The sequence below is a fragment of the Pedobacter albus genome (assembly GCF_036324255.1).
Classification (GTDB): Bacteria; Bacteroidota; Bacteroidia; order Sphingobacteriales; family Sphingobacteriaceae; genus Pedobacter; species Pedobacter albus.
On the sequence record NZ_JAZDQT010000002.1, the window covers coordinates 375187 to 398615 of the forward strand.

Genomic DNA, 23429 nt, shown 5'->3' on the forward strand with positions numbered 1-23429 from the left:
TTACTTGGCAAATGCCTCCTCCAATGTTTTAAGCGAGTTAGCAGTTAACAAAAGCTTGCTGGCGTTCAATACATCATAAGTATTCAACTGATCAGCAGTTACAACTTTTGCTTTCTGGATATTTCTGCTTGATAAATAGATATTGTTATTTTGTGCAGGTAAAACCAACAAAGTTTTCTCTCCAGCCAAATTCAACGCATTCACCAAATTCAAATAGTTTTTGGTTTTGATGTTGTCGAAATTGAAGTCTTCCAATACCACCACGCTGTTGTCTTGCGCTTTGTAAGAAAGGGCCGATTTACGAGCCAATGATTTCAATTTCTTGTTCAATTTGAAGCTGTAGTCTCTTGGCTGAGGACCGAAGATACGGCCACCACCATTGAACAATGGAGATTTGATACTTCCGGCACGTGCACCGCCAGTACCTTTTTGCTTGTATAGTTTACGGGTAGAACCTGCAATCTCGTTACGTTGTTTAGATTTGTGCGTTCCTTGACGTTGGTTAGCCAAATACTGTTTCACATCTAAATAAATCGCGTGATCGTTCGGAGTTACACCGAACACCGCTTCAGGAAGCTGCACCTTGGCACCTGTCTCTTTTCCTGAAATGTTTAATACTTTCACTTCCATCTGCTTACTTGTCTAAGATTACGTAAGAACCTTTAGCTCCAGGAACGGAACCACTAACTACTACAAGGTTTTGCTCAGCATAAACTTTCAACACTTGCAAGTTTTGAATTTTTACTCTGTCGCCACCAGTTCTTCCAGCCATGCGCATTCCTTTGAATACACGTGAAGGCCATGATGAAGCACCTAATGAACCTGGCGCTCTCAAACGGTTGTGCTGACCGTGAGTTTGACCGCCCACACCACCAAAACCATGACGTTTAACTACGCCTTGAAAACCTTTACCTTTTGAAGTACCAACTACATCTACATAATCACCTTCGTTAAAGATGCTTACCGTAACGGTATCGCCCAGGCTAACAGTTTCTTCAAACTCGCCGAACTCAACCAATTTACGTTTTGGGGTAGTGCTTGCTTTCGCAAAGTGACCTTTTAAAGGTTGGGTAGTGTTTTTTTCTTTGGCTTCATCAAATCCTAACTGAACTGACGCATAGCCATCTTTTTCTTCGGTTTTCACCTGTGTTACTACACAAGGACCAGCTTCGATCACCGTACAAGGAATATTCTTTCCGTCGGCGTCAAAAATACTGGTCATTCCTACTTTTTTTCCAATAATACCTGACATTTTCTATTTTAAATTTAACACCCATCGAAGCAGTAGGGCTTCGTTCAAGGTGGGATACATCCCCGCTAAGGGACGGCAAAAATAGGAAAGAATTCTTAATTTTCAAATAGTTAGCTAATTATTTTTTCATCTTTCTGAAATTTGTTTGCAGCGGCGATGAAGCTATCCTGATTTTTATAGCCTTGTGCTGTTTATTGCAAAAATCAGGATGGCTGAAAATAATTGCTATATAGAGGTTGCTTCTGTTCGTAGGCTCAGAAACAACAGTTTAATGGGCTATATCCAAATACAAACTGGCAATGATAATCACCAAAACCAGGGTGCCGATGAGCACATACATGTAGTCTTTCTCCATCAGAAAGCTGAAAATGGAAAAAACAATACGCGCAATCGGCGTAAAAATAAGCAAAAGCACGCCAAACTGGATGATGGCCAAACCATCGAAAGTCTTCAGACCTTTCAAGATTTCGGCAATCGACGAAAAACGTGCTTCTTCCGGCTTAAAGGTTTCGAACGATACCGTTTGGCCCTTATGCGAAAAAAGAAAGATGATGCCTCCCAAAATAACCACGGCAGTAGAAACCAGCACGCCAACGCGCAGCAAGGTGCCCAGAATGACCTGCACATCCTTATCGCCCAAATAGTGTTTCACTTCCTTGCTCATGCCTTGCCGCTTAATCCGTTATAAATCATTTGCAGGGCCAAAAACGTAACCACGATGGCAAACACCACTTTCAGTTTATCGGTTTTGGTCTTGATCAGTATCTTCGCGCCCAGCGTTGCCCCTGTAATGACGCCAATGGTTACCGGCATGGCTATCATCGGGTCAATCTGTCCTTTGTGCAGATATACCAATGCACTGGCCGCTGCCGTAACGCCGATCATAAAATTGCTAGTGGTGGTTGATACCTTGAAAGGAATGCGCATGATGTTGTCCATGCCGATTACCTTTAAGGCACCCGAACCGATGCCCAAAAGGCCCGATAAGGTACCCGCAACAAACATCATGGCAAAACCGCCCAGCACGCGATGAACCGCATATTGCTTTACACCGTCTTCGGTTGGATAGCTGCCGTTGAGCTTAAAGTAATTGGCCAATACGCTGGTTTGTTCGTTATTGGAATGGTCTACCTTTTTGCGCAGCATCATAACCGCCGAAAACAAAAGGATAAGCCCGAAAATGACAACGATATAGTCTGCCTTGATATACGTAGCAATGATTACCCCTACGATGGCGCTAGCCGTGGTGGCAATCTCTAAAAACATGCCGATACGTACATTGGTAATGCCTTCCTTTACATAGGCCGCTGCCGAACCTGACGAGGTGGCAATAACCGAGATGATCGAAGCGCCAATGGCATAATGGATGTCTACCCCTAGACCCAGGTTAAGCAGGGGTATGATAATTACGCCGCCGCCCAAGCCGGTTAAAGAGCCCAACAGGCCCGCCAAAAAAGCGCCGACTAAAACAATCAGGGTAAACAACAACACTGTCATGCCGGCAAATATACTTTCCTTGAACGGTTAAACTTCAAAATATTTGCATTTAGTAGACTACAAAAAAGGTGTATTTTATAGGTTTTAAGCGCGATTTGAGCGGTAATCTCTTTAGCCCGACAAGCAATAAACGAGCGGAAATACAATAATTTTTGTTTATAATTGTTAAACTTAAAACGACATTATCGACATGAAACAAAGGTTACTTTCTATTGCTGCCGTTCTCATTTTAAGCTCAACTACCCCAAGCCTGTGGGCGCAGGCACCCGCAACGGCCCAACAGGCGTCCGCAAAAACGCAAGCCACTTCGGCCAAAACGCCTCTGCAAACGGCCAAACCGGCAGCCGGCTATACCCGAATAGATACGGCAAAGAATACAGACCCCAGTTTACACGGACAGTACCAGTTCATGCTATCGAGATCGAAATCGCTGAATGGCTATAAACTGATCAATCCTTACCGTTTAAGCACGCTATGGCAAAGCGTAAGCGATACCCTACGCAAGGAACGCGTAGAGCTGAACAAAGCCAAGAGCAAAATTGCCGAGCAGGCCAAAACCATCAGCAGCCTGCAAACCGATATCACTGGCAAGGAAACTTCGCTCAACAATGCCGATGCCAAAGTAAACGAAATCAACTTCCTGGGTATCTCCTTTACCAAAGGCACCTATAATATTATCGTCTGGTCTATAATCGCCATCTTGGCCATTGCACTATTTGTGGTGATTGCCCGATCTACAAAAAACATTCTGGAAGCCAAGCACCGCACCCAGCTCTACGATGAGGTTTCGGCCGAGTACCAGGCCTACAAAGCCAAGGCCAGCGATAAGGAACGCAAATTGGCCCGGGAGCTGCAAGACGAGCGCAACGCGATGGAAGAACTGAAATCGAGAGGCAAATTGTAGCTTGCCCATTTAAGTCGCCTTATTTTAATTTCGACACAAATTCCAGTACTTCGTCCGCCTGGGTAACCGGGTTATCCTTCACTGTATAATTTGGCAAAACCGGACGAGGGTCATCTGCTTGGCCATTGGCCCTCACAAACTGCTTGGTGGAGGTAGAAAAAGTAAAGCCCGTATGAGGCAGCTTCAGGTAAATTAGTTCGCCATAATCATTGGCGGGCTCTCCGGTTGCTTCGCCAACCAAGGTAGCTAAATGGTAATCCTGTATGGTATTGGCCAGCATATTGGCACTCGAAAAGGTTTTGGGCCCTATCAGCACAAATACTTCGCCTTTGTAAAGCAAATCGTTGTGGCTTGGTGGCTGTGGCTTTGTCGCACTGCTTTTTAAAACCGTACCGTTTTTTGCTTCAAAATAGTATGGCATTTCCTTAGCGCCTTCTCCTTTCATCCGTTCGTCAAGCTGCGCTTTATAGGTTTGGCTCACTTTCCACCTTACCCCACCAGTCATCCTGAAAGGCTTTTCGGTGATATAGCCCAACAACATTTCGCCCAAGGCCGAGTTGCCCCCACCATTTAAGCGAAGATCGATGATCAGTCGTTTGGGGCTCTGCTGCTTGAGCTGCCTGAACGCAGAATCGAGAAAGGATTTGAAAACTTCTGGTTTGGCGGTAAGCGAATTGATCTTTAAATAACCATTTCCATCAGCCAACCGATCAAAGGCATAATCTGTTTTTTTAGGTGCTTTCGGCAAACGGCCCAACCTCTCGCGCAGGCTAAGCAACGATATTGGGTTCAAAGTAGCCTCCATCGTTTTGCCTTCGTGCAAATATACGAGCCTATAAGGCCCCTTAATGCCGTAAATATCCAAGTAGGCAGGCATATCACGACAAACATCTACTGCCCTCCACGATTTTAAACCGCCCATGTGCCTGCTCAGCAAATCGACCAGTTTGCCGGCTGTTATGCCATTAATGCTAACTAGCTTATCGCCTACAACAAGTTTGTTCTCAGTAGAAACATCGGCGCGTACCACCAGCTCTTGGCCGTCGAATCCGCTAAAAACCACCGGAAACAAAATGTTTTCGTTTGCTTTAAGCCTCACCAATAGTTCGTCGGGCAGGTTAAGGCTGCTATGGCCTTCGTTAAGCGAGCCTACCAAAGGCGCCATCACCGGCCATGCCTGCAAAGGGCTCATCCCATCGTGCAACAAATTAGCCAAGCTATCCCTGAGCTTCCGGTACTTTGCTTTACTGATGCTGTGGTACATGTTGGGATGCACCTCGTTGGTGGTAGCCACAAGATAGTCCATATCGTCGAGCAGTTCTTTTTTGCTGAAGCGCTTTTCGGCCTTGGCTGTATCTATTCCATTTGCAAACACGCTGGTGCAGCAAAGAAATACCAAAAGAGAAGTGAATAACTGTTTCATAAACGTATGACGATAAGCTCCTGTTTAAAGTTGCAAGAAACTTTATTTTTTGTTGCGAAACAAATGCTCTATTTTTTTACATTCCATACGGGATTTTTCATAAATAAAATTTAGTTTAATAGATTTATTATGAAGCAATTGGCCACAAACCAAGAACTGAACCAACCGTTTATCAAACTAAATAACAAACCATGAAAAAAACAAATGCAAATGGCTTGAGCCTTAAGAAAGGCGAACAGCTTGACCGGAAACAACTGAAGAAAGTATTGGGTGGCGGACCAGGTGGCCCTGCAGGTCCAGGATGCCTAGAGTGCATAGTTTGGGGCGTGGTAAAAGAATCGACCTGGTACGATGCCTGCGGTTCGATGTTTATAGACGATTATTGCAAGCAAAAGTATGGAATAAATGCTATTGGTCGCTGTACACGCGAATGCAGCGAAAGCCATGATTTAAATAACGATTATGACCCGAGGCCTATGGAGCCTTAAGAAGGCTAAAAACAATAAATAATAAAAAGCCTCCGGAAGTTAATTCGGGAGGCTTTTTCTTGATCTATAAAATCGTTAAACTTTGATTTCTACTTCAACACCGCTAGGCAATTCAAGTTTCATTAAAGCATCTACGGTTTTAGAGTTAGAGCTATAAATATCCAAAAGACGTTTATAGGCGCACAACTGGAACTGCTCACGTGCTTTTTTGTTTACGTGTGGTGAACGCAAAACAGTGAAAACTTTCTTCTCGGTTGGCAACGGAATAGGTCCGCTAACTACTGCTCCTGTAGGCTTTACAGTTTTTACGATTTTCTCGGCAGATTTGTCTACCAAGTTATAATCGTAAGATTTTAATTTGATTCTGATTCTTTGGCTCATGTTTTTATTGAATTAAGGCCAGTGTTAGAGCTATTTATAACAAAGGCCGGGTTTATCTTGTGTAAAGGGTAGTGCGTATAGCGTATCGCGATTAATCTTCGCCCTACGCTATACGCCTATCGCTATACTTATTAGTCGTTAGACTTTACTTTACCTTTTGATTTGGCAATTACCTCATCTTGTACGTTACGAGGCGCAGCTTCATAATGGTCAAATTCCATGGTTGAAGTTGCACGGCCCGAAGTAATGGTACGCAATTGGGTTACATAACCAAACATTTCAGAAAGTGGAACCAAGGCTTTGATTACTTGGGCACCGTTACGAGTGTCCATACCTTGCAGCTGGCCACGACGACGGTTCAAATCGCCCATTACATCACCCATGTTTTCTTCTGGGGTTAACACCTCGATTTTCATGATTGGCTCCATCAATACCGGCTTACATTTTGGCAATGCTTCGCGGAAGGCTTGACGTGCAGCGATCTCAAATGACAAGGCATCTGAATCGACCGCGTGGAATGAACCATCAATTAAACGAACTTTCATATCTGGCAATGGGAAACCTGCCAAAACACCGTTCGACATTGCTGCTGCAAAACCTTTCTCAACCGAAGGGATAAATTCGCGAGGAATTGAACCACCTACGATTTCGTTTACGAATTGCAAGCCGCCTTTTTCGTAATCGGCATCAATTGGAGAAATCACCACTTGGATATCGGCAAACTTACCACGACCACCAGTTTGTTTCTTGTAGGTTTCGCGGTGTTGGGTAGTACCAGTGATAGCCTCTTTGTAAGCTACTTGTGGTGCACCTTGGTTTACTTCTACTTTGAACTCGCGTTTTAAACGGTCGATCAAGATATCTAAGTGAAGCTCGCCCATACCTGAAATTACGGTTTGGCCAGTTTCTTCGTCTGTTTGAACTTTGAAAGTTGGATCTTCTTCGGCCAATTTGCCCAAAGCCATACCCAATTTATCAACGTCGGCCTGAGTTTTAGGCTCGATAGCCAAACCGATAACCGGGTCAGGGAAGTTCATTGATTCCAAAACGATAGGGTTTTTCTCATCGCAAAGGGTATCACCAGTTTTGATGTCTTTAAAGCCTACTACCGCAGCAATATCACCTGCACCTACGTTAGGAATAGGGTTTTGCTTGTTGGCGTGCATTTGGAAGATACGAGAAATACGCTCTTTGCTTTCCGAACGGGTGTTGTACACGTAAGAACCAGCATCCAGGTTACCTGAGTAAACACGGATAAAGCACAAACGGCCTACGAATGGGTCGGTTGCGATTTTGAAAGCCAATGCAGAGAAAGGCTCTTTTACGTCTGGTTTCAACAATACTTCTGCACCTGTATCAGGGTTAGTACCTTGAACACCTTCTGAATCAAGAGGCGAAGGCAATAGCTCCATTACATAGTCCAACATGGTTTGTACACCTTTGTTTTTGAAAGATGAACCGCAAACCATAGGAACGATTTTAGCATCCAATACCGCTTGACGCAAGGCATCCAATACTTCGCGCTCGGTGATGGTTTCTGGGGCTTCGAAGAATTTCTCCATCAAAGTCTCATCGTACTCAGCTACCGATTCCAACAATTTCTCTCTCCACTCGGCTACTTCGTCAATCATATCGTCAGGAATTGGAACTTCGGTAAAGGTCATGCCTTTATCGTGCTCGTTCCAAACGATACCACGGTTGTTGATCAAATCAACTACGCCTTTGAATTGGTCTTCGGCACCGATTGGCAACTGCAAAGGAACGGCGTTAGAACCCAACATATCCTTCACTTGTTTTACCACTTTAAGGAAGTCGGCACCAGAACGGTCCATTTTGTTAACGAAACCGATACGGGCTACGTTATAGTTGTTGGCCAAGCGCCAGTTGGTTTCTGATTGAGGCTCTACACCATCAACGGCAGAGAACAAGAACACCAAACCATCCAATACGCGCAAAGAACGGTTTACCTCTACGGTAAAGTCAACGTGTCCTGGGGTATCGATAATGTTGATGTGGTATTTGTTGCCTCTGTAGTTCCAGTTTACAGTAGTAGCTGCAGAAGTAATGGTTATCCCGCGTTCCGCTTCTTGTACCATCCAGTCCATGGTAGACGCACCTTCGTGCACCTCGCCAATTTTGTGGTTTACACCTGCATAATAAAGGATACGCTCTGTTGTAGTGGTTTTACCCGCATCAATGTGAGCAGCAATCCCGATATTTCTTGTGAATTTTAAATCTCTTGACATCTTTTTTATTAATGAATGAATGAGAAAATGAGTGAATGAGTGAATGGGGCCTATGGCTTCATTCAAAACTCAATCATTCAATCATTCAAAATTCAATCATTTTATTAAAATCTAAAGTGTGAGAACGCTTTGTTAGCCTCAGCCATTTTGTGCGTATCTTCTTTCTTTTTAACGGCTGCGCCTTCGCCTTTAGCTGCCGAAACGATTTCGCCTGCTAATTTCTCTTTCATGGTTTTTTCGCCACGTTTGCGAGCGTAAGAGATCAACCATTTCATGCCCAAGGCAATTTTACGGTCTGGTCTTACTTCGGTTGGCACCTGGAAGTTGGCACCACCTACACGGCGAGATTTAACCTCTACCGAAGGCATTACATTGCTCAAAGCACGTTTCCATACTTCTAAACCATTTTCGCCGGCTTTTTTCTCAGCTAATTCTACTGCATCGTAAAAAATAGAGTAAGCGATAGATTTCTTACCGTCGAACATCATGTTGTTTACGAATCTTGTTACCTGAACATCGTTGAATTTAGGATCAGGAAGAATAATTCTCTTTTTTGGTTTCGATTTTCTCATTGCTGTTTCCTCCTAATTATTTCTTTTTACCTTTTGTTGGTGCTGCAGCGGCTTGTCCTGGTTTAGGGCGCTTAGTACCATATTTACTACGACGTTGGTTACGGCCAGCTACACCTGAGGTATCTAATGCACCGCGGATGATGTGGTAACGTACACCTGGTAAATCCTTAACACGACCACCACGGATCAAAACGATTGAGTGCTCTTGCAGGTTGTGGCCTTCTCCTGGAATGTAGGCATTCACCTCTTTACCATTGGTTAAACGTACACGGGCTACTTTACGCATTGCTGAGTTTGGTTTTTTAGGGGTAGTAGTATATACACGTGTACATACACCTCTTCGCTGTGGACAGCTGTCCAACGCTGGAGACTTACTCTTGAACTCCAGTGCTACTCTACCTTTTCTAACTAATTGTTGAATGGTTGGCATTTTCTGCTTTTTGTGTTTTTGTTTTTTATTTTAAATACCTCATGGCCAGTTGACAACTAGGCTACATTAAGGGACTGCAAAAGTAGAAACTTATTTTGTGATAATCAAGGCTTTGCACGAGTTTTTTAATTTATGCCTGATTTCTTAATTTTTGGTTAACCTGACGGGTTGTTTGGGGCGAGAGTGGCGCATAGTTGATGGTTTGCAGTCAACAGTCTATAGTCGAATAGTCCATGGTCTATAGCCTATCGTCTATGGACCATGGTTAACCATTCCCCTCCCATGGAGGGGTGCCCGAAGGGCGGGGTGGTCAGTAAAGCCACGCTTAACAATTTAACAATCCAGCAACGCAACAATAGCGCGACTAGGCAATTTAACAATGCAGCAATTAAACATTGGCAAGAATGACCAATCAGCCAATGAACCAATGAACAATCTATCTATTTACAGTCTTTAAAGGTTTCACTAATCGCTTTCAGCTTATCCACTGCAACTTTTAAGGCTTCGGGCGCATGCCCATATTCGAATGCGATTTCATATTCCTTGCCATTCGACTTGATTTTTACCCATTCGGCACCGCCATCGGCACAATCGGGGCAGCCGATTACTTTGGGCAGTTTGTAAACTGCGTTGGTATTGAGCAGTTTTTTGATTTCGTTCACCTCGCTTTCGCTTACCGAACTGTTGCATTTTTTGGTGGCCGTAGGGTTGCCGTTCTGCTGTCTGGTCATGGTGGTTTTGTTGCCGCTGATCGAAAGTTCGTTGTGGCAATAACCGGCACACATGCCAAAGGAGGTGCCATAGCTGATACTGTCTACGTTTTCAAATCCTTTCTTTTTGCAGGCCCCCAACGAGAGCACCAAAACAAAGGCAACGGCAATAGTTAAGATTTTTTTCATGAGTTTGGTTTTTAAAGTTATTCCTTTCCAATACGTAACCCGCTCCCTAAACGCTACTTAATCCAGCACAAATTATTTTGAAATGGGATCGAGATTCATTGACAAAATAATTACAAATACTAAAGCTACTTTATTAATTTACTTTAGTACTTTTGTACATGCCAATTCCAATTCAAGAAGTTTCGAAATTAAGGGGCCTGATTTTCAAGATCACCCGCGTAGCCAAAAAGCAGCAGCACGACCTTCCCTTTTCTGCTACCGAAATGAACATTATTGGCCACCTGGACAGAAATACCGAACTGTTGCCATCGGCCATTGCCGAACTGGAACATATTTCGGCCCAGGCCATTTCCCAATGCCTCAACAATTTGGCCAAGGCCAATTTCATCAACCGGATTACCGACCAAAACGACAAGCGCAAAACGCTTATTACGCTCTCTGCCTATGGCAAAACCAAACTTTCGGAAATCAAAAGCCTTAGAGACGGATGGCTCAAAAAGGCAATAGACGAAAGATTGGAAGCCCAAGAAATCGATCTGCTCTCCCAACTCATTCCCTTATTAGAAAAAATAACCGCCCCCGAAACCAAACCCGTATTGCCATGACCATGTTCCGCTCCTTTAAGTACTACAATTACCGCTTGCATTTTACCGGACAGTCTATTTCCTTAGTGGGCACATGGATGCAGCGTGTGGCGGTAAGCTGGCTCATTTACAGGGTTACGGGATCGGCCTTTATGCTGGGCTTCATTAGTTTTTTAAGTTTGATTCCGGCACTCATCCTCGCCCCCATTGCAGGTAATTTTGTAGACAAAAGGAACAAATTCAAAACAGTTTTAACGTGTCAGGTCATTTTTATGGTACAGGCGGGCTTATTGGCCTTGCTCATTTGGTTCAAATACTACAATATTACCATGATTGCCATTTTAAGCCTCATCCAAGGTATTGTGGCCACGTTCGAAACCACCGCAAGGCAATCGCTGGTGGTAGAGTTTGTTGACGACAAAGAAGATCTGCCCAATGCGGTTGCGCTCAACTCTTCTGCCTTTAACGCCGCCCGTTTAATTGGTCCGGCTATGGCGGGCATTATTTTGAGCACTTATGGCGAAGATGCCTGTTTCATTATCAATTTCTTGAGTTTTATACCGGTTATCATCTGTTTGCTGCTGATGAAACTCAATCTTAAAAAAACCGAAACAGCCCTAGAAGACGTTTGGACAGGCCTGAAAAAAGGCTATCGTTACCTGGAAGATTCACCAGATATTTCTTCCCTGATTATCGTGCTGGCCTTATCGAGCCTAATGGTTATTCCTTTTTCTACGCTATTGCCTGTTTTCGCCAAAGATGTATTTAATGGTAATGCCACCACGTTTAGCTGGTTTGAAAGTGCCGGTGGACTTGGCGCATTGGCTGGCGCTATTTACATGGCTTCGCTCAGAACGGCTAAAAACATGCAACAGATTGTCATTTCGTCGGCATTTGTATTTGGTGCAGGATTGATTTTACTGGCCGTTGCGCCAAGTGTATGGATTGCCCTGATCAGTACCGGATTGGCTTGTGTAGGCATGATGATGCAAACCGCAGCCATCAATACTTACATCCAAACGCATTCTGTGAACGAATTGAGGGGGCGCGCCATCAGTTATTATTTAATGGCCTATCAAGGTGTATTGCCTTTGGGCACTTTGTTGGTTGGCTATTTTGCGCACCTATACAGTGCTCAAACCATCGTTTTTGTTGAAGGCATTTTGGCCATCCTGATCATTTCGGGCTATTACTTTTACAACAAAGACAGGGTAGCCAAAGGGATTTATCAGGCCAATTAGCGCTTGGTGGTAATCACCCTGCCCGTAATCAGGTTAAATTCGTAGATTTTGTACAGGCCGTCGTCGCTAATGTTGATGCTTTCTACCAAACTGGTTTTGCTAAACCCATCGGTAACCATATCGCCAATTTTGATGTCTTGAAGCGTTTCTTCCGGGGTTTCGTCGTTGATCCTGATCATGGTTAGGGAATTGCTTCCCAAAAATGCTTATTTTAGCTGGCATTGTTGGCAATTGGAGCTACAATTCTTTTGCCGAACTTCATTCCTGTTGCTATGGTTAGTCTTGAAAACTTGAGGCAAATGGCGCTCGCCTATCCCGAAACCTTCGAAAAACCCCATTTCGATCGTATGGCTTTTTATGCGGGCAAAAGAATATTTGCCACCTACGACCCCAAAACAAACCAGGCCAACCTAAAGCTTACGCTGATTGACCAGGATGTGTTTCACAAATTCGATCCCCTACACATTTTCCCCGTACCCAATAAATGGGGCCAGGCCGGCATGACCACTTTCTGTTTGGCGAAGATGCGAATAGACCTTTTTGCCGATGCCCTGCAAACGGCTTATGCCAACGTGATGAACAAGGCATAAAAAAGCGCCCAAGCTGTTGAACAACCGGGGCGCTTCACAAACTAACAAACTTTAATTATTTAGTTTCCTGCTTTTTTAGCTTCTTTTTTAGCGGCTTTAGCTTCTTTTTTGGCTTTTTTTGCAGTGGTATCGGCAGCTTTTTTAGCTTCTTTAGCTGGTTTTTCTACTTTGGCTGCTGGTTTAGCAGTTTTAGCAGGTGCAGTTTGTGCACTAACAGTGTTTACAGTAAAGGCGGCTACTAGCGCGATCATTAATACTTTAATTGCTTTCATGTGTTTTATTTGTTTTAGATTTTGATTAATACTGCTAATGTCTTTACCAAACATGAAGATTTGATGAATATTTTAGCGGTTGAAAATTAATTGTTGCTGGAGGCGAAAAATGCCTCTTTAAGGATAAACAGAAAGTTCTCTGGCGCTGTGGCCAAAGAACCTTCCGAAAAATCTAATGGATTAAGATTTTTTCACGGCTTTTTTGCCATGATGTCTTTTGTGGCCTTTTTTAGCTTTCTTCTCTGACTTGGCAGCTGGTTTTTCAGTTTTGGCAGCTGGTTTAGCAGGTGCAGTTTGTGCGCTTACGGTGTTTACGGTAAAAGCGGCTACTAGGGCGATCATTAATACTTTAAGTGCTTTCATTTTTTTATGATTTAGTGATTATTAAAATCGTTTAACAATACTAATGTCAGCATACAATATGAAGATTTAATGAACTTGCAAAAGCCCGAGAAAAAAAATCAAAAACTACAAATCGGCGAAGAAAGGCCGGCCACAACAGCTTATTTCATGGTCCATTCGATACCGGCTAATACCTGTTTTAAAAACAAAGGATCTTTATACGATTCTTTGGTATGCCCCAGGGCGGTATAGAAAACCCTGCCACCATCAAAGCGGTGGTACCAGGTAATGGGATGGTCGTTTTTCATGGTTCCGCCCTCGTAAGAAGTTTCGTCGACCTTTACAATGACCTTAACCGAATTGTTGAACGATTTGAAATTATACCATTCGTCGGTATGTGTCCAAACTTCAGGCAGGCCTTCAACCACTTTGTTTTGCGGATCGACCAGCAGGAGCTTCGCTTGCTGCACTTTGGGATGGCTATCGAAAAAGCCGCCGACCAGTTGTCCGTACCACGGCCATTCGAAACTGAAGTCGGTAGCGGCATGGATGCCCACAAAACCGCCTCCTTTATTTATGTATTGCTTTAAGGCCTGCTTTTGCTCGTCGTTAAATACATTGGTGCCGGTGGGGCTTAAAAAAACAAGCGTTTTGTACCTGCGCAGGTTTTTCAAATTAAAGGCTTTGACGTTTTCGGTCGTATCGACATCAAAATTATTTTCTTCGCCTAGTTTTTTAATAGCCACTATGCCATCGGCAATGGAGGCATGCCTGTAGCCTTTGGTGAGCGAAAAAACAAGCACGGCGGGCTTTTTGGCATTTTCAGGCTTGGGCATAAACCCAAACGAGAGCATGATGCCTAAAAACAACAGGGAAAGGATAAAAGGTGTTTTCATAAGTAGTAGAGTTAGGTTGATAATAAGCACCTAATTTAATGAATCTGTTGGCAATTTAAGTGAAGGCAAGATCCTTTTTTCTGGGGGCAGCTGCTTAAACTTACGATAGGAATCAAGCAGATAGGACTTAAAATCTTCTACATCGGCCCTGCGCACAAATTTCAGGCTAGGTCGGTACATGACCAAAAAGGCATCGAGCTCAGGTTGCCTGATAGGCAAAATAGCGGTAACCGTTTTTGCATTAAAACGCCGGTCGATGGGCAATTCCAGTTCTTCTTGCTTCAGCATGCGCTTAAACCTGCGGGCATTACGTCCCTCTCTACTGAAATAGGCCGAAGGATAAAACAGCAATCCCCTGCCCTGTTTAAGTTTGATGGCCTCGCCTCTGTTAATATCTTGCGCATATTGTTCCCTGAGACTCATGCCTTTTACAAAAACTGTATTTAAAGTATTGATTTCCAAAGCCAAGTATCTTCTGAGCGGTTTGAGATTGATGAGCAACAACGTATCTGGCCTATAACCTGGCGATTTAAAAACCAGCAGGTCGTTTAAAGCCGCTTTGATTACAAATTCGCCTTTGGCATTGCTGATGGCTTGTTCTTTGGTATTGAGGTTGATGATTTCGGCCTGGTTGATGGGTTTCCGCGAGGGCTGGGCAAATACTTCGCCCTTGAGCTGGTTTTGGGCCTTTGCCTTCATCATGCCTAAAGTACTCAGCAACAACAGCATCAAAATTTTAGTCTTCATTTATCAAATATAGAAACTGGCTACCGCGCTATACTTTCTTTAACATTTTTTAGCATTTGGGAATAGCTGCATTGTTAAAATTACTGCATTGTTAAATTGTTGGATTTGCTGATTGCCAACTGTTAACTGAAAACTGCTTACGACGACCGACAATAACCACCCCGCCCTTCGGGCATCCCTCCACAGGATGGGAATAGTTAAATTGCTAAATTGTTGGATTGTTAAACTGTTGGATTTGCTGATTGCCAACTGTTAACTGAAGACCGCCTACAGCGACTGACAATAACCACCCCGCCCTTCGGGCACCCCCCACAGGATGGGAATAGTTAAATTGCTAAATTGTTGGATTTGCTGATTGCCAACTGAAAACTGTTAACCGAACACTGATTGACTGGATTGTTAAATTGCTGGCTTCGCTAACTGAGAACTGCGAATTGGCAACCGCCAACTGGAAACCGCTAACAAAAACTATCGATATAAAGCTGCTCTACCTTTTTCCTTGCCCAATCGGTTTTGCGCAGAAATTTGAGGCTCGACTTCACGGAAGGATCTTTTTTAAAGCAACCGATATTGATCATCCTGCCCAGTTCTTCCCAACCATAGCGCAAAAACAATTGGTTGATGATGAATTCGAGGGTTAATCCGTGTAAAGGGTTGTTCTGTTGTCTAACCATAGGCCAAAAGTAACGAACCGAAGCTACGATTGCAAACCAAAGCCTAATCGAGCTTTACGTTTTCGACACTAAAGATGGTTGTAGGTTCGGCCTTGCCTTTGAGCAAGATCGAGCCCATGTCTTCAATCACAAAGCGCTTGTCTAAACGGCTAATCTTTACCACATAGTCCGACACCAAAAAAGTTTTGCCCAGCTCCTTGCACATGCCCTGTATGCGTGCCGTGGTATTAAGCGTATCGCCGTGGTAGGCAATATCGCGTTTAACCTCGCCAATTTCTACGGCCGTAACCTTGCCCAAATGCAGGCCGGCCTTAAACTGGGGCACCACACCATATTTTTGCAGGTAATAATCGTTGCGCTTTTTAAATTCGCGTTCGCAGGCAAAAAAGAACTGTATGCACGACAGCTTTTGCAAACCTTCGCCCAAAAGCCAGGTTACCACCACCTCATCGCCAACATACTGATAAATTTCGGCACCAAAGCGCAACAATACGTGGTTGATGTCCATAAAGCTGTCGCGGATAAACTCGCTGTACCTGATATGTCCCAGCTGTTCGGCAATGGTGGTTGATGAACTCAGGTCCATGAACATGAAAATACGTTCTTCTTCTTTGGGCGTTCTGTACTTACCCAGCAACAAAGGCACCAGTACACCGGGTCCGTATTTTTTATTGACCTGATTGATAAAATTGATCAGCAAGGTCATGAACGCATAAAAAACCAGCAAAGGGTAATAAATGTAAACCCAGGTATTTTTATTGAAAGGTACAAAAGACTGCACAGCAGGTTCGTACAAGAGGTTTCTGGTCAGGTAAAAAAACACACTGAAAATTACGAGGAAGAACAGTCCCTTTAAAATGATGACCACCCCCACCGGCCGGTCTTTAAATGGCTTCCAATCGAAAAGAATATTGATGAGGCCAGAAATAATTCCATACAGTACACCCAGCACTACGGCAATCAGCAATACCGGAAAGTACCCTCTATAGATGGTTAAGTGATAGGTTTTGCGTACCGAAAGCTCTACCAGATGTACGATGCTAGCAATAAAGATGTTGGCAATAACCCAAAAATACACCTGGATCAGCAATTGGCTGGCTATGGGGTAGCCTATTGCGAACCGTCGGGCGTAGGTGGTATAGTCAAACTCTTCTTTCATTACGTGAATATCCTGAAAAAAATCGAATTTATGGAGTGAGGGGCAATAGACTATAGTCCATGGTCCACGGTCAATGGTTTATGGTCCATAGTTGATGGCCATTAGCATACATATAGACTATGGTCCATCCACTATTAAACATATACCGTATAAACGAAAAAAGCACAGCCCCGGTTTTATCCGGTACTGTGCTAAACCCTCATCCTCTCTTTCCTAATTCACCGTACTCCTAGGGTTGCTTCTTCCATTGGTAGCGCCTACTTTGGCAATTTTGTAATTCACCGACAAGTAAAAGTAGCGGGTAATGTTGTTATAACGCACGTCTTCTATCCTGCTGTTGTTTACCAAACGATCGATATTGGTATTCTGCTTCAGAATATCAAATCCTTTTAGGGCCAGGGTAAACCTGCGTTCCATGAAATATTTTTCGAGGCCTGCATTGAGCAAAAAGACATTGTTGTTAAACCCTCCGGTACGTCCCGCAGTTCCGTTGTGCTCTAACTGGGCATCGACCCTGAAATTTTTGAACAGCTCGTAACTGATGTTGGCCGAATTATAGAAATTGAAGTATTTATTGTCTATCGCCGTTGGAATAGAGTTGTTCACCTTGTTGTAGCTCACATTTACATAAAGGCCCGTGTTCAGTTTTTCGTCTACGTCGTAGCTTAGGCTGGCATTGGGACCAAATCCATAGCGATTGGTGATGTTTTTCTCGGCATTGATGAAACTGGTGGCATGTGAAAGATTGAAATTGATGCCATAACCCATACGCATGCCTTTGAGCTTAAGCGGCATGCCAAAATAGCTGCCGGTATTGATGTAATAATTGCCATCCACATTAACCGGTTTAACCAACTGTATGCCGTTTACATAGTTCACGTCGTTGCCAATATCGTCGAACGAGAGGTTGTACAAGAAATAGCCGTTCCAATACCTGTTGTTATCGGGACTAAAGGTATTGAAGTTGATAGACACCCTATGGTTTTTCCTGGCATTAAGGTCGGGATTGCCGATGCGTTGGTAAAGCGGGTTATTATTATTCTGCACAGGTTGCAAATCGTTTACCGATGGCAGGTTTACGTTCGCGTTGTAATTAAGCTGAATGGTTTGGTTGTTCTTGTTTTTGAAGCTGATGTTTAAGCGTGGCAATACATTATAATAGGTTTTCGAAATATTACCCACGTTAACACCACCGCTGTTTAGCAAGGCGGCATCTAAGCCCGTTTGCTGCAGGCCGAAGCCAAAATTGTAGGTCCATTCGGTACGCGCATAAATAAAGCCAACGCGGGCCGCCTGTAGCCAGTTGTGGTTATCGAGCGTGTTGCTGTAGGCTGGCACAATAATTTCGTACTTGCTGGTTAGCGGATTGTAATCGTAGGTAAGCTGTTCAGCGTCTACAATGCTTCTGTTGTAGATGTAGCCCAAACTCGCATTCCATCTCTTGTTAAAAACCGGCCTTACATAGTTGGCATTGATGGTATAGGTTTTGGAAATATTTTCCTGACTGGCCTGCTGGTCGGTATTGTTAGCTACCGGAGCGCCGTTGGTGTAGTTGTTGATAAACGAACGGTTGATCCAATCGGAATTGAAGGTATTCTGCGTACCATTAAGCCTTAGCGATACCGAGCCTTTGTTGTTGGCCATGCGGCGAAGCACCGAAAACTCGCCAAAAAGCGAGGGCGTTACGTTCTTTTGCTTGAGGTACTGCGTGCCCTCGTTGCTTTTGCCACTGGCATCGAAAGCCGAATTGAAGTTACGGTTGTTGATGTTGGTGCTGTAATTGAGGATGACGTTTGGCCTCAGAATGATATCGGTAAGCGAATCGGGATGGTATTCGGCCCTGAGGTTAAAGCGGTGCGCCTGGTTGTCGCTGTTGCGCACGGCCTGCTCTGCCGTTCTCAAGATATCGTCTTGGCCCAAATCCTGTACGTTAGATAGGCGGTTGCCCAAACCCGACGAGAAATAGGTAAAATAGCTGGTGCTTAACGCTAGGGTATTTTTTTTGCCCCAGGTATTGCTGTAGTTTACCCCGCCACTGTGTGTGGACACATCGCCAATGGCATTGTTATCGAAAACGCCAGAACCGCCGATGGTGGTTTTGCCATTGTTTACGTTAATAGAAAAACTGCCACCTGCGGGCGGTGCAAAAATATTGCCGATGTTGCCACCGGTAAAGCTGTTGAGGTCTTCGAAATTGAAACTGGCATTGTTTACGTTATTGCTCATACCCAGCACGGCAAACTGCAGGTTTTTGTTAAAATGATTGGCGCTCAGGTAGCCGTTGTATTTATCGGTGGTACCGCCTGCTACATTGGCATTGCCAAACCAACCATTCTTTTTATCTTCTTTAATGGTCAAGTTCAGTACTTTTTCGCGTTGACCGTCGTCAATACCCGTGGCTTTGGCTTCTTGGGTTTTGCTATCTACGATTTGTACTTTGGCAATGGCATCGGCCGGAAGGTTCTTGGTAGCCGTTTTAGGATCGGTTCCGAAAAAGTCTTTGCCGTCAACGGTCAACCTCGATACTTTCTGCCCCTGCACCAGGATATTGCCGTCTTTATCGATTTCTACACCGGGCAATTTTTTAAGCAGTTCTTCTACCGCGGCATTGGGCTTGGTTTTAAAAGCACCCGCATTAAATTCGAGCGTATCTTTCTTCACCTTCATATTGGCCTGTTGACCGGTAACATTTACTTCTTTGAGGCTAATGGCATCTTCTTCCATTTTTAGGGTACCCAGGTTAACTACGCTGTTATTGGCTACTACTTTCATGCGAATGGTTTTATAGCCTAAGGCCGATAGTTTGAGCTGGTACTCGGTTCTTTTGAGGTCCTTAAAACCGAACTCGCCAGAAAAATTGGTAATTACGCCAGTTCGTTTGGTCGAATCGGCGGTTTCGGTAAGTACTGCCGCTGCATAAGGAATGGCTTCGCCACTTTTGGCACTAAACAATTTGCCGTTTACCGTAGTCGTTTCTTGTGCGAAGACTTTCGTACATAAACTGCACAGCAATAGCATCAGGGTGATTTTTAAAGTTGTTTTCATGTTGTTTGTTTGGAAAAGGCAGGCTTTTATCTTCAAGCTTGCTACCCATAAGACACCATAAAAAACCAAGTGTGACAGTTTTTGGCAAAAAATTTTGAAAAAGTGGTTTTTGCACAGGGCTGGATCTCTTTGTAAAGCTACAGATGGGCAGACTTTGATAGACTATTAAATTCTTCAGGAAAAATCTTGGAAAGCCCTTGGTGAAGAACACCAAAGGCAGCAATACATCTCCTTGTAAAGCTACAGATGGGCAGATTTTGATAGACCATTAAATTCTTTAGGAAAATCAGCGAAAGCCCTTGGTGAAGAACACCAAAGGCAGCAATACATCTCCTTGTATAGCCGCTGATGGGCAGGCTTTATAGACTATTAAATTCTTTAGGAAAATCAGCGAAAGCCCTTGGTGAAGAACACCAAAGGCAGCAATGGCGCGCCCGTTATAAATACAAAATCGATTTTCGACACAAAGATTTTTGTGCATAAAAAAGCCCGGCCAACCAAAGTTGCCGGGCCTTTCTTATCGCTTTAAAAGCTTATTTTTCTTTTGTAAACGTATAGCTGTTGCCGTTTTCGCCTACTTTCATTTCGTTTTTGGCAGGATTGAATTCTACTTCTAAGCCTCCCTCTTCATTCGTAAACTTGTTACCGCTTACAAACGTCAACCCAAAAGCCGGTTGCGTACCTACTTGCGCCATTAATTTGCCATCAACTTTGCTGATTACAATTTTAATGGCCATACCTGGAGCCGAATAGGTGCCCAAGTACACATCTAAATTTGCTGGTGCTGCAGCCGCGGTCGATGTGCCGTCGGCTGTCCATTTATTGTTGTCGGGATTGCTATCTGGCAACACTCTTTCTGGATCTAGCTGTACTTCTGTAATTTCTTCGGTTGTTGGATAACGCACCAACCAGGTTGTGTTTTTCATCCAAACATCAACCGGTACTTTTACGATATCTGTTTTGCCGCTCTTGGTTTTGATCTGCAGGATAATCGGCATCGGCATTTTTTCGAGGTTGTTTACGCGGATGGTATAACCGGTTAGTTTGCCATCTTTCATCACTTCTTTAACATCGCCTAAGCCTTGGTCCATTTTCCAGTTGTTCAGGAACCAGCTTCTCCAGAACCAAGCCAAGTCTTCGCCGCTGCCATTTTCCATCGAACGGAAGAAATCAAAAGGCGTTGGATGTTTGTAAGCCCAGTTTTTGATGTATTGCCTAAACGCATAATCGAAACGGTCTTTGCCCAAAATCTGATCTCTCAAAATATTAAGGCCCCATCCTGGTTTGCTGTAAAGGTTAATACCGATATTGGCTTCCTGCATACCATCAGGCATTTGCATAATGTTTTCGTAACGCGGATTGCCAATGCTCGATTTACCAATAGCATTCATATTTGGCTGACGTTGCTTGTACTCGCCGTTGTTGAAATTCTGCGACGAAATACCATTGATGAAAGTATTGAAACCTTCGTCCATCCAACCGTATTTACGCTCGTTAGAACCCACGATCATCGGGAACCAAGTATGGCCAAACTCATGGTCGATTACGCCCCAGGCACTGCCTTTTTTGGCATTCCAACCGCAAAACACGATACCTGGATATTCCATACCGCCAATATTGGTGGCTACGTTAACCGCCATTGGATAAGGGTATTCGTACCACATTTTCGAGTAATGCTCGATCGTGCTTTTTACGTATTCAACGCCGCGGCCATAGGCATCCATGCCATTGCTTTCTACAGGCTGTGCAGATACGGCCAACGATTTTTTGCCACTTGGCAGGTTGATGCGCGCCGCATCAAGCACAAAAGATTTTGACGAGGCCCAAGCCGCATCGCGGGCGTTGGTAATTTTGAACTTCCAAGTCAGCCTGTCTTTTGCCGGGCGCGATTTTGGATCGGTTACTTCGGCTTCAGAACGGATATGTACGGTGGCATCGCTCAGCTTAGCGGCATTCCATCTTTTCAGTTGTTCAGCCGTAAATACTTCTTGCGGGTTCAACAACTCGCCAGAACCCATTACAATGTGGCTTGCAGGCGCATTAACCGAGAAGGTAATATCGCCGTACTCGCAATAGAACTCGCCACCACCCCAATAAGGCAAGGTATTCCAGCCAATCACGTCGTCGTAAACACACATGCGTGGAAACCACTGTGCAATGGCATAAATTTCGCCGTTTTTGGTGGTCAGGTGACCTGTTCTGTCAGATCCTTCTTTAGGCACGGTGTAAGAATAATCCATGCTGATGGTAATCAAATCGCCATTAGGAGCCATCGGCTGGTTTAAGCGGATCTGCATACGGGTATCTTCAACCATAGAAGTAAACTTTACGGGAACTGCCTTTTGCGTTACCTTGATGTTACGGATGGTGTAGCCGCCCTCAAACTTCTCGCCTTGCGCGCCATAACGGCTACGTGCCGGTGTTACGGCATAGCCACGCGAAGTTTCTTTAAAGGTGTTCTGGTCTAATTGCAGCCATAAATAAGGCAACTTATCTGGACTGTTGTTTTTGTAAGTAAGCGTTACGGTGCCACTTACCATGTTCTTGGTTTCGTCAAGGCTGACCGAAATGTTGTAATCAACACGATTTTGCCAATATTTGGCGCCTGGGGCTCCATTGGCCGAACGGAATTCGTTTCCGTTTTGGGTATAGAACAATGGGCCAAAGGCATCGGCCGGAACATAATTGGTTGCCGGCGGCGTGGTTTGTTGCGCATAGCTGGTGAGGCCAAACAAGCAAACCATCACTGCAAGTGCAGCATGTTTGGTTAGAAATTTAAGCATAGTGGTTATTGGTTTGTAATATTTTTTGCCAACAAGAGCGGTTTTTGGGCCAGTTCTTGTTTTTTGTTAAAGGTAAAGGCTAATTGAATAAATTCAAATAGATACTCAACATTGTTACGCCGAGTTAGGGATTATTGGCCTTTAACTTAGGGAGAGAAGGAAGCTTGCGCTGCTCTGGTGGCAGTTTGCTCCAGGTATGATAGGCCCTAACCGTATAATAGGCGTAGTTAAAAGGACGTTCTGCCTTGATTTGATCAACCGTAGGCCTGTACAAACCCATAAAGTTCTTCATGTCTTCGTCGTTGCCTTCAAACTTAACCACGCTTCTGATGTAGGTAGGATTAAAGTTTTTCGATATTTCTTCGTTGTAACGGTCGTTTTCTTCGAGTTCGGCAATTTTGGCTTGTTGCCTGCGGTATTTGCCATAGCCCAGGTTTAGCCTTAGCCCTCCCCTTTCCTTGCTCATGTCAACCTGTCTGGCTGGCTTGGCATCAGGGTCGCGCGCATCCAAGAAAGGCGATATCTTGGCTGTGGTAATGTCAACCGGTTTAAGGTTGTTGACCACCTGCCTCAAGTAAATATTTTTGGGAAAAAGATTAGTCAGGTATACCGTATCGGTTTGGAAGCCGGCCATGCCAAAAGAAATAAGATCGCCAATTTTGGCGGCTATGGCAAAATGGCCATCCTTGTCGGTTAAGGTTAATGCTTTGGTGCTCAGGTTTCTGATGGTGGCATTTTCCATGGGCGTAGTCCGGTTGTCGTTATCGAAAATATTACCGGTAAGGGTATTATTCTGCGCCAATAATTGCAACGGAATGGCCAGCAACAGCATTAAGATTAACTTTTTAAGCATATTCAAATTTAAAGCTCTTTTTAAGTAAGCCCTTGTATTTAACAAAATTTAACAGAAAACTGATTTTTGTTTTTGAAAACATCCGGGCCGGCAAAACTGTGCACAAAGAAAACAAAAAAAGGGAATAATCGCTTATCCCCTTCTTTTATCG

The 23429-nt window shown here is 44.1% G+C and carries 25 protein-coding genes; 5 read left to right on the top strand and 20 right to left on the bottom strand.

The window, feature by feature from the left end; genetic code table 11:
* The 4 genes from rplD to VRU48_RS11545 all read right to left on the bottom strand — a co-directional run bounded on the left by rplD (position 1) and on the right by VRU48_RS11545 (position 2749).
* Positions 1-630 carry a 50S ribosomal protein L4 gene (gene rplD, locus VRU48_RS11530; protein ID WP_330108063.1) on the bottom strand — a complete coding sequence of 210 codons (630 nt, stop codon included), beginning with the start codon at positions 628-630 and terminating at the stop codon, positions 1-3.
* Between the two features lie 4 nt (positions 631-634).
* Positions 635-1252: a 50S ribosomal protein L3 gene (gene rplC, locus VRU48_RS11535; protein WP_330108064.1), complete on the bottom strand. Its 618-nt coding sequence runs from the start codon at positions 1250-1252 to the stop codon at positions 635-637.
* A gap of 268 nt (positions 1253-1520) precedes the next feature.
* Complete coding sequence (locus VRU48_RS11540) at positions 1521-1916, bottom strand: DUF1634 domain-containing protein (protein ID WP_330108065.1); 396 nt, start codon at positions 1914-1916, stop codon at positions 1521-1523.
* The gene (locus VRU48_RS11545) at positions 1913-2749 is read right to left on the bottom strand and encodes a sulfite exporter TauE/SafE family protein (RefSeq protein WP_330108066.1); all 837 of its coding nucleotides are present in this window, start codon (positions 2747-2749) and stop codon (positions 1913-1915) included. The genes VRU48_RS11540 and VRU48_RS11545 overlap by 4 nt, the downstream gene beginning before the upstream one ends.
* A gap of 190 nt (positions 2750-2939) precedes the next feature.
* Here VRU48_RS11545 and VRU48_RS11550 point away from each other — a divergent pair, with 190 nt between their 5' ends.
* Positions 2940-3653, top strand: a complete 714-nt coding sequence (locus VRU48_RS11550; protein WP_330108067.1) for a hypothetical protein — start codon at positions 2940-2942, stop codon at positions 3651-3653.
* 19 nt (positions 3654-3672) lie between these two features.
* On the opposite strand, the gene VRU48_RS11555 is transcribed toward VRU48_RS11550, so the two are convergent.
* Complete coding sequence (locus VRU48_RS11555; RefSeq protein ID WP_330108068.1) at positions 3673-5076, bottom strand: S41 family peptidase; 1404 nt, start codon at positions 5074-5076, stop codon at positions 3673-3675.
* A gap of 191 nt (positions 5077-5267) precedes the next feature.
* Between VRU48_RS11555 and VRU48_RS11560 the strand changes: the two genes are divergently transcribed.
* Positions 5268-5564 (top strand): hypothetical protein, encoded by a 297-nt coding sequence (locus VRU48_RS11560; protein WP_330108069.1) that lies wholly within the window; start codon positions 5268-5270, stop codon positions 5562-5564.
* Positions 5565-5639: 75 nt separating this feature from the next.
* Here VRU48_RS11560 and rpsJ read toward each other — a convergent pair whose 3' ends face one another.
* The 5 genes from rpsJ to VRU48_RS11585 form a co-directional block, all read right to left on the bottom strand.
* Complete coding sequence (gene rpsJ / locus VRU48_RS11565) at positions 5640-5945, bottom strand: 30S ribosomal protein S10 (protein WP_084237698.1); 306 nt, start codon at positions 5943-5945, stop codon at positions 5640-5642.
* A gap of 131 nt (positions 5946-6076) precedes the next feature.
* Positions 6077-8191, bottom strand: coding sequence for an elongation factor G (gene fusA / locus VRU48_RS11570; RefSeq protein WP_330108070.1), 2115 nt, complete (start codon positions 8189-8191; stop codon positions 6077-6079).
* Positions 8192-8295: 104 nt separating this feature from the next.
* Positions 8296-8763 carry a 30S ribosomal protein S7 gene (gene rpsG / locus VRU48_RS11575; RefSeq protein ID WP_199141130.1) on the bottom strand — a complete coding sequence of 156 codons (468 nt, stop codon included), beginning with the start codon at positions 8761-8763 and terminating at the stop codon, positions 8296-8298.
* 16 nt (positions 8764-8779) lie between these two features.
* A complete protein-coding gene (gene rpsL / locus VRU48_RS11580; RefSeq protein ID WP_109926363.1) occupies positions 8780-9193 on the bottom strand; it encodes a 30S ribosomal protein S12 in 414 nt (137 codons plus the stop codon).
* Positions 9194-9633: 440 nt separating this feature from the next.
* On the bottom strand, positions 9634-10092 hold the full coding sequence (locus VRU48_RS11585) for a hypothetical protein (protein WP_330108071.1): 459 nt from the start codon (positions 10090-10092) through the stop codon (positions 9634-9636).
* 158 nt (positions 10093-10250) lie between these two features.
* On the opposite strand from VRU48_RS11585, the gene VRU48_RS11590 reads away from it, so the two are divergent.
* Positions 10251-10697: a MarR family winged helix-turn-helix transcriptional regulator gene (locus tag VRU48_RS11590; RefSeq protein ID WP_330108072.1), complete on the top strand. Its 447-nt coding sequence runs from the start codon at positions 10251-10253 to the stop codon at positions 10695-10697.
* Positions 10694-11917 (top strand): MFS transporter, encoded by a 1224-nt coding sequence (locus tag VRU48_RS11595; RefSeq protein WP_330108073.1) that lies wholly within the window; start codon positions 10694-10696, stop codon positions 11915-11917. Before VRU48_RS11590 ends, VRU48_RS11595 begins: the two co-directional genes overlap by 4 nt.
* Here VRU48_RS11595 and VRU48_RS11600 read toward each other — a convergent pair.
* Positions 11914-12117, bottom strand: a complete 204-nt coding sequence (locus VRU48_RS11600) for a hypothetical protein (protein WP_330108074.1) — start codon at positions 12115-12117, stop codon at positions 11914-11916. The genes VRU48_RS11595 and VRU48_RS11600 overlap by 4 nt on opposite strands.
* A gap of 72 nt (positions 12118-12189) precedes the next feature.
* Here VRU48_RS11600 and VRU48_RS11605 point away from each other — a divergent pair, with 72 nt between their 5' ends.
* Positions 12190-12507, top strand: a complete 318-nt coding sequence (locus VRU48_RS11605) for an MmcQ/YjbR family DNA-binding protein (RefSeq protein ID WP_330108075.1) — start codon at positions 12190-12192, stop codon at positions 12505-12507.
* Between the two features lie 59 nt (positions 12508-12566).
* Here the strand turns inward: VRU48_RS11605 and VRU48_RS11610 are convergent, their stop codons facing one another.
* The 9 genes from VRU48_RS11610 to VRU48_RS11650 all read right to left on the bottom strand — a co-directional run bounded on the left by VRU48_RS11610 (position 12567) and on the right by VRU48_RS11650 (position 23278).
* Positions 12567-12779, bottom strand: a complete 213-nt coding sequence (locus VRU48_RS11610; protein ID WP_330108076.1) for a hypothetical protein — start codon at positions 12777-12779, stop codon at positions 12567-12569.
* A gap of 180 nt (positions 12780-12959) precedes the next feature.
* Positions 12960-13142, bottom strand: coding sequence for a hypothetical protein (locus VRU48_RS11615; RefSeq protein ID WP_330108077.1), 183 nt, complete (start codon positions 13140-13142; stop codon positions 12960-12962).
* A gap of 140 nt (positions 13143-13282) precedes the next feature.
* The gene (locus VRU48_RS11620; protein ID WP_330108078.1) at positions 13283-14017 is read right to left on the bottom strand and encodes a ThuA domain-containing protein; all 735 of its coding nucleotides are present in this window, start codon (positions 14015-14017) and stop codon (positions 13283-13285) included.
* Between the two features lie 30 nt (positions 14018-14047).
* Positions 14048-14764 carry a peptidase associated/transthyretin-like domain-containing protein gene (locus VRU48_RS11625; RefSeq protein ID WP_330108079.1) on the bottom strand — a complete coding sequence of 239 codons (717 nt, stop codon included), beginning with the start codon at positions 14762-14764 and terminating at the stop codon, positions 14048-14050.
* Between the two features lie 458 nt (positions 14765-15222).
* Positions 15223-15438 carry a VF530 family protein gene (locus VRU48_RS11630; RefSeq protein WP_330108080.1) on the bottom strand — a complete coding sequence of 72 codons (216 nt, stop codon included), beginning with the start codon at positions 15436-15438 and terminating at the stop codon, positions 15223-15225.
* Between the two features lie 43 nt (positions 15439-15481).
* The gene (locus tag VRU48_RS11635) at positions 15482-16597 is read right to left on the bottom strand and encodes an adenylate/guanylate cyclase domain-containing protein (RefSeq protein WP_330108081.1); all 1116 of its coding nucleotides are present in this window, start codon (positions 16595-16597) and stop codon (positions 15482-15484) included.
* Positions 16598-16810: 213 nt separating this feature from the next.
* Positions 16811-19642 carry a TonB-dependent receptor gene (locus VRU48_RS11640; protein ID WP_330108082.1) on the bottom strand — a complete coding sequence of 944 codons (2832 nt, stop codon included), beginning with the start codon at positions 19640-19642 and terminating at the stop codon, positions 16811-16813.
* A 533-nt stretch (positions 19643-20175) separates the two neighbouring features.
* Positions 20176-22425, bottom strand: a complete 2250-nt coding sequence (locus VRU48_RS11645; RefSeq protein ID WP_330108083.1) for a M1 family metallopeptidase — start codon at positions 22423-22425, stop codon at positions 20176-20178.
* Positions 22426-22549: 124 nt separating this feature from the next.
* Complete coding sequence (locus tag VRU48_RS11650) at positions 22550-23278, bottom strand: peptidase associated/transthyretin-like domain-containing protein (RefSeq protein ID WP_330108084.1); 729 nt, start codon at positions 23276-23278, stop codon at positions 22550-22552.
* Positions 23279-23429: the final 151 nt, after the last annotated feature.

Excerpts from the sequence above, each read along its gene's own strand:
- VRU48_RS11595 (WP_330108073.1), top strand. The coding sequence starts at position 10,694 with ATGACCATGTTCCGCTCCTTTAAGTACTACAATTACCGCTTGCATTTT.
- VRU48_RS11585 (WP_330108071.1), bottom strand. The coding sequence starts at position 10,092 with ATGAAAAAAATCTTAACTATTGCCGTTGCCTTTGTTTTGGTGCTCTCG.
- VRU48_RS11630 (WP_330108080.1), bottom strand. The coding sequence starts at position 15,438 with ATGGTTAGACAACAGAACAACCCTTTACACGGATTAACCCTCGAATTC.
- VRU48_RS11605 (WP_330108075.1), top strand. The coding sequence starts at position 12,190 with ATGGTTAGTCTTGAAAACTTGAGGCAAATGGCGCTCGCCTATCCCGAA.
- rplD (WP_330108063.1), bottom strand. The coding sequence starts at position 630 with ATGGAAGTGAAAGTATTAAACATTTCAGGAAAAGAGACAGGTGCCAAG.
- VRU48_RS11555 (WP_330108068.1), bottom strand. The coding sequence starts at position 5,076 with ATGAAACAGTTATTCACTTCTCTTTTGGTATTTCTTTGCTGCACCAGC.
- VRU48_RS11540 (WP_330108065.1), bottom strand. The coding sequence starts at position 1,916 with ATGAGCAAGGAAGTGAAACACTATTTGGGCGATAAGGATGTGCAGGTC.
- rpsG (WP_199141130.1), bottom strand. The coding sequence starts at position 8,763 with ATGAGAAAATCGAAACCAAAAAAGAGAATTATTCTTCCTGATCCTAAA.
- VRU48_RS11635 (WP_330108081.1), bottom strand. The coding sequence starts at position 16,597 with ATGAAAGAAGAGTTTGACTATACCACCTACGCCCGACGGTTCGCAATA.
- VRU48_RS11590 (WP_330108072.1), top strand. The coding sequence starts at position 10,251 with ATGCCAATTCCAATTCAAGAAGTTTCGAAATTAAGGGGCCTGATTTTC.
- fusA (WP_330108070.1), bottom strand. The coding sequence starts at position 8,191 with ATGTCAAGAGATTTAAAATTCACAAGAAATATCGGGATTGCTGCTCAC.
- VRU48_RS11550 (WP_330108067.1), top strand. The coding sequence starts at position 2,940 with ATGAAACAAAGGTTACTTTCTATTGCTGCCGTTCTCATTTTAAGCTCA.
- VRU48_RS11610 (WP_330108076.1), bottom strand. The coding sequence starts at position 12,779 with ATGAAAGCAATTAAAGTATTAATGATCGCGCTAGTAGCCGCCTTTACT.
- VRU48_RS11560 (WP_330108069.1), top strand. The coding sequence starts at position 5,268 with ATGAAAAAAACAAATGCAAATGGCTTGAGCCTTAAGAAAGGCGAACAG.
- VRU48_RS11615 (WP_330108077.1), bottom strand. The coding sequence starts at position 13,142 with ATGAAAGCACTTAAAGTATTAATGATCGCCCTAGTAGCCGCTTTTACC.
- rpsJ (WP_084237698.1), bottom strand. The coding sequence starts at position 5,945 with ATGAGCCAAAGAATCAGAATCAAATTAAAATCTTACGATTATAACTTG.
- VRU48_RS11640 (WP_330108082.1), bottom strand. The coding sequence starts at position 19,642 with ATGAAAACAACTTTAAAAATCACCCTGATGCTATTGCTGTGCAGTTTA.
- VRU48_RS11645 (WP_330108083.1), bottom strand. The coding sequence starts at position 22,425 with ATGCTTAAATTTCTAACCAAACATGCTGCACTTGCAGTGATGGTTTGC.
- VRU48_RS11545 (WP_330108066.1), bottom strand. The coding sequence starts at position 2,749 with ATGACAGTGTTGTTGTTTACCCTGATTGTTTTAGTCGGCGCTTTTTTG.
- rplC (WP_330108064.1), bottom strand. The coding sequence starts at position 1,252 with ATGTCAGGTATTATTGGAAAAAAAGTAGGAATGACCAGTATTTTTGAC.
- VRU48_RS11620 (WP_330108078.1), bottom strand. The coding sequence starts at position 14,017 with ATGAAAACACCTTTTATCCTTTCCCTGTTGTTTTTAGGCATCATGCTC.
- VRU48_RS11650 (WP_330108084.1), bottom strand. The coding sequence starts at position 23,278 with ATGCTTAAAAAGTTAATCTTAATGCTGTTGCTGGCCATTCCGTTGCAA.
- rpsL (WP_109926363.1), bottom strand. The coding sequence starts at position 9,193 with ATGCCAACCATTCAACAATTAGTTAGAAAAGGTAGAGTAGCACTGGAG.
- VRU48_RS11625 (WP_330108079.1), bottom strand. The coding sequence starts at position 14,764 with ATGAAGACTAAAATTTTGATGCTGTTGTTGCTGAGTACTTTAGGCATG.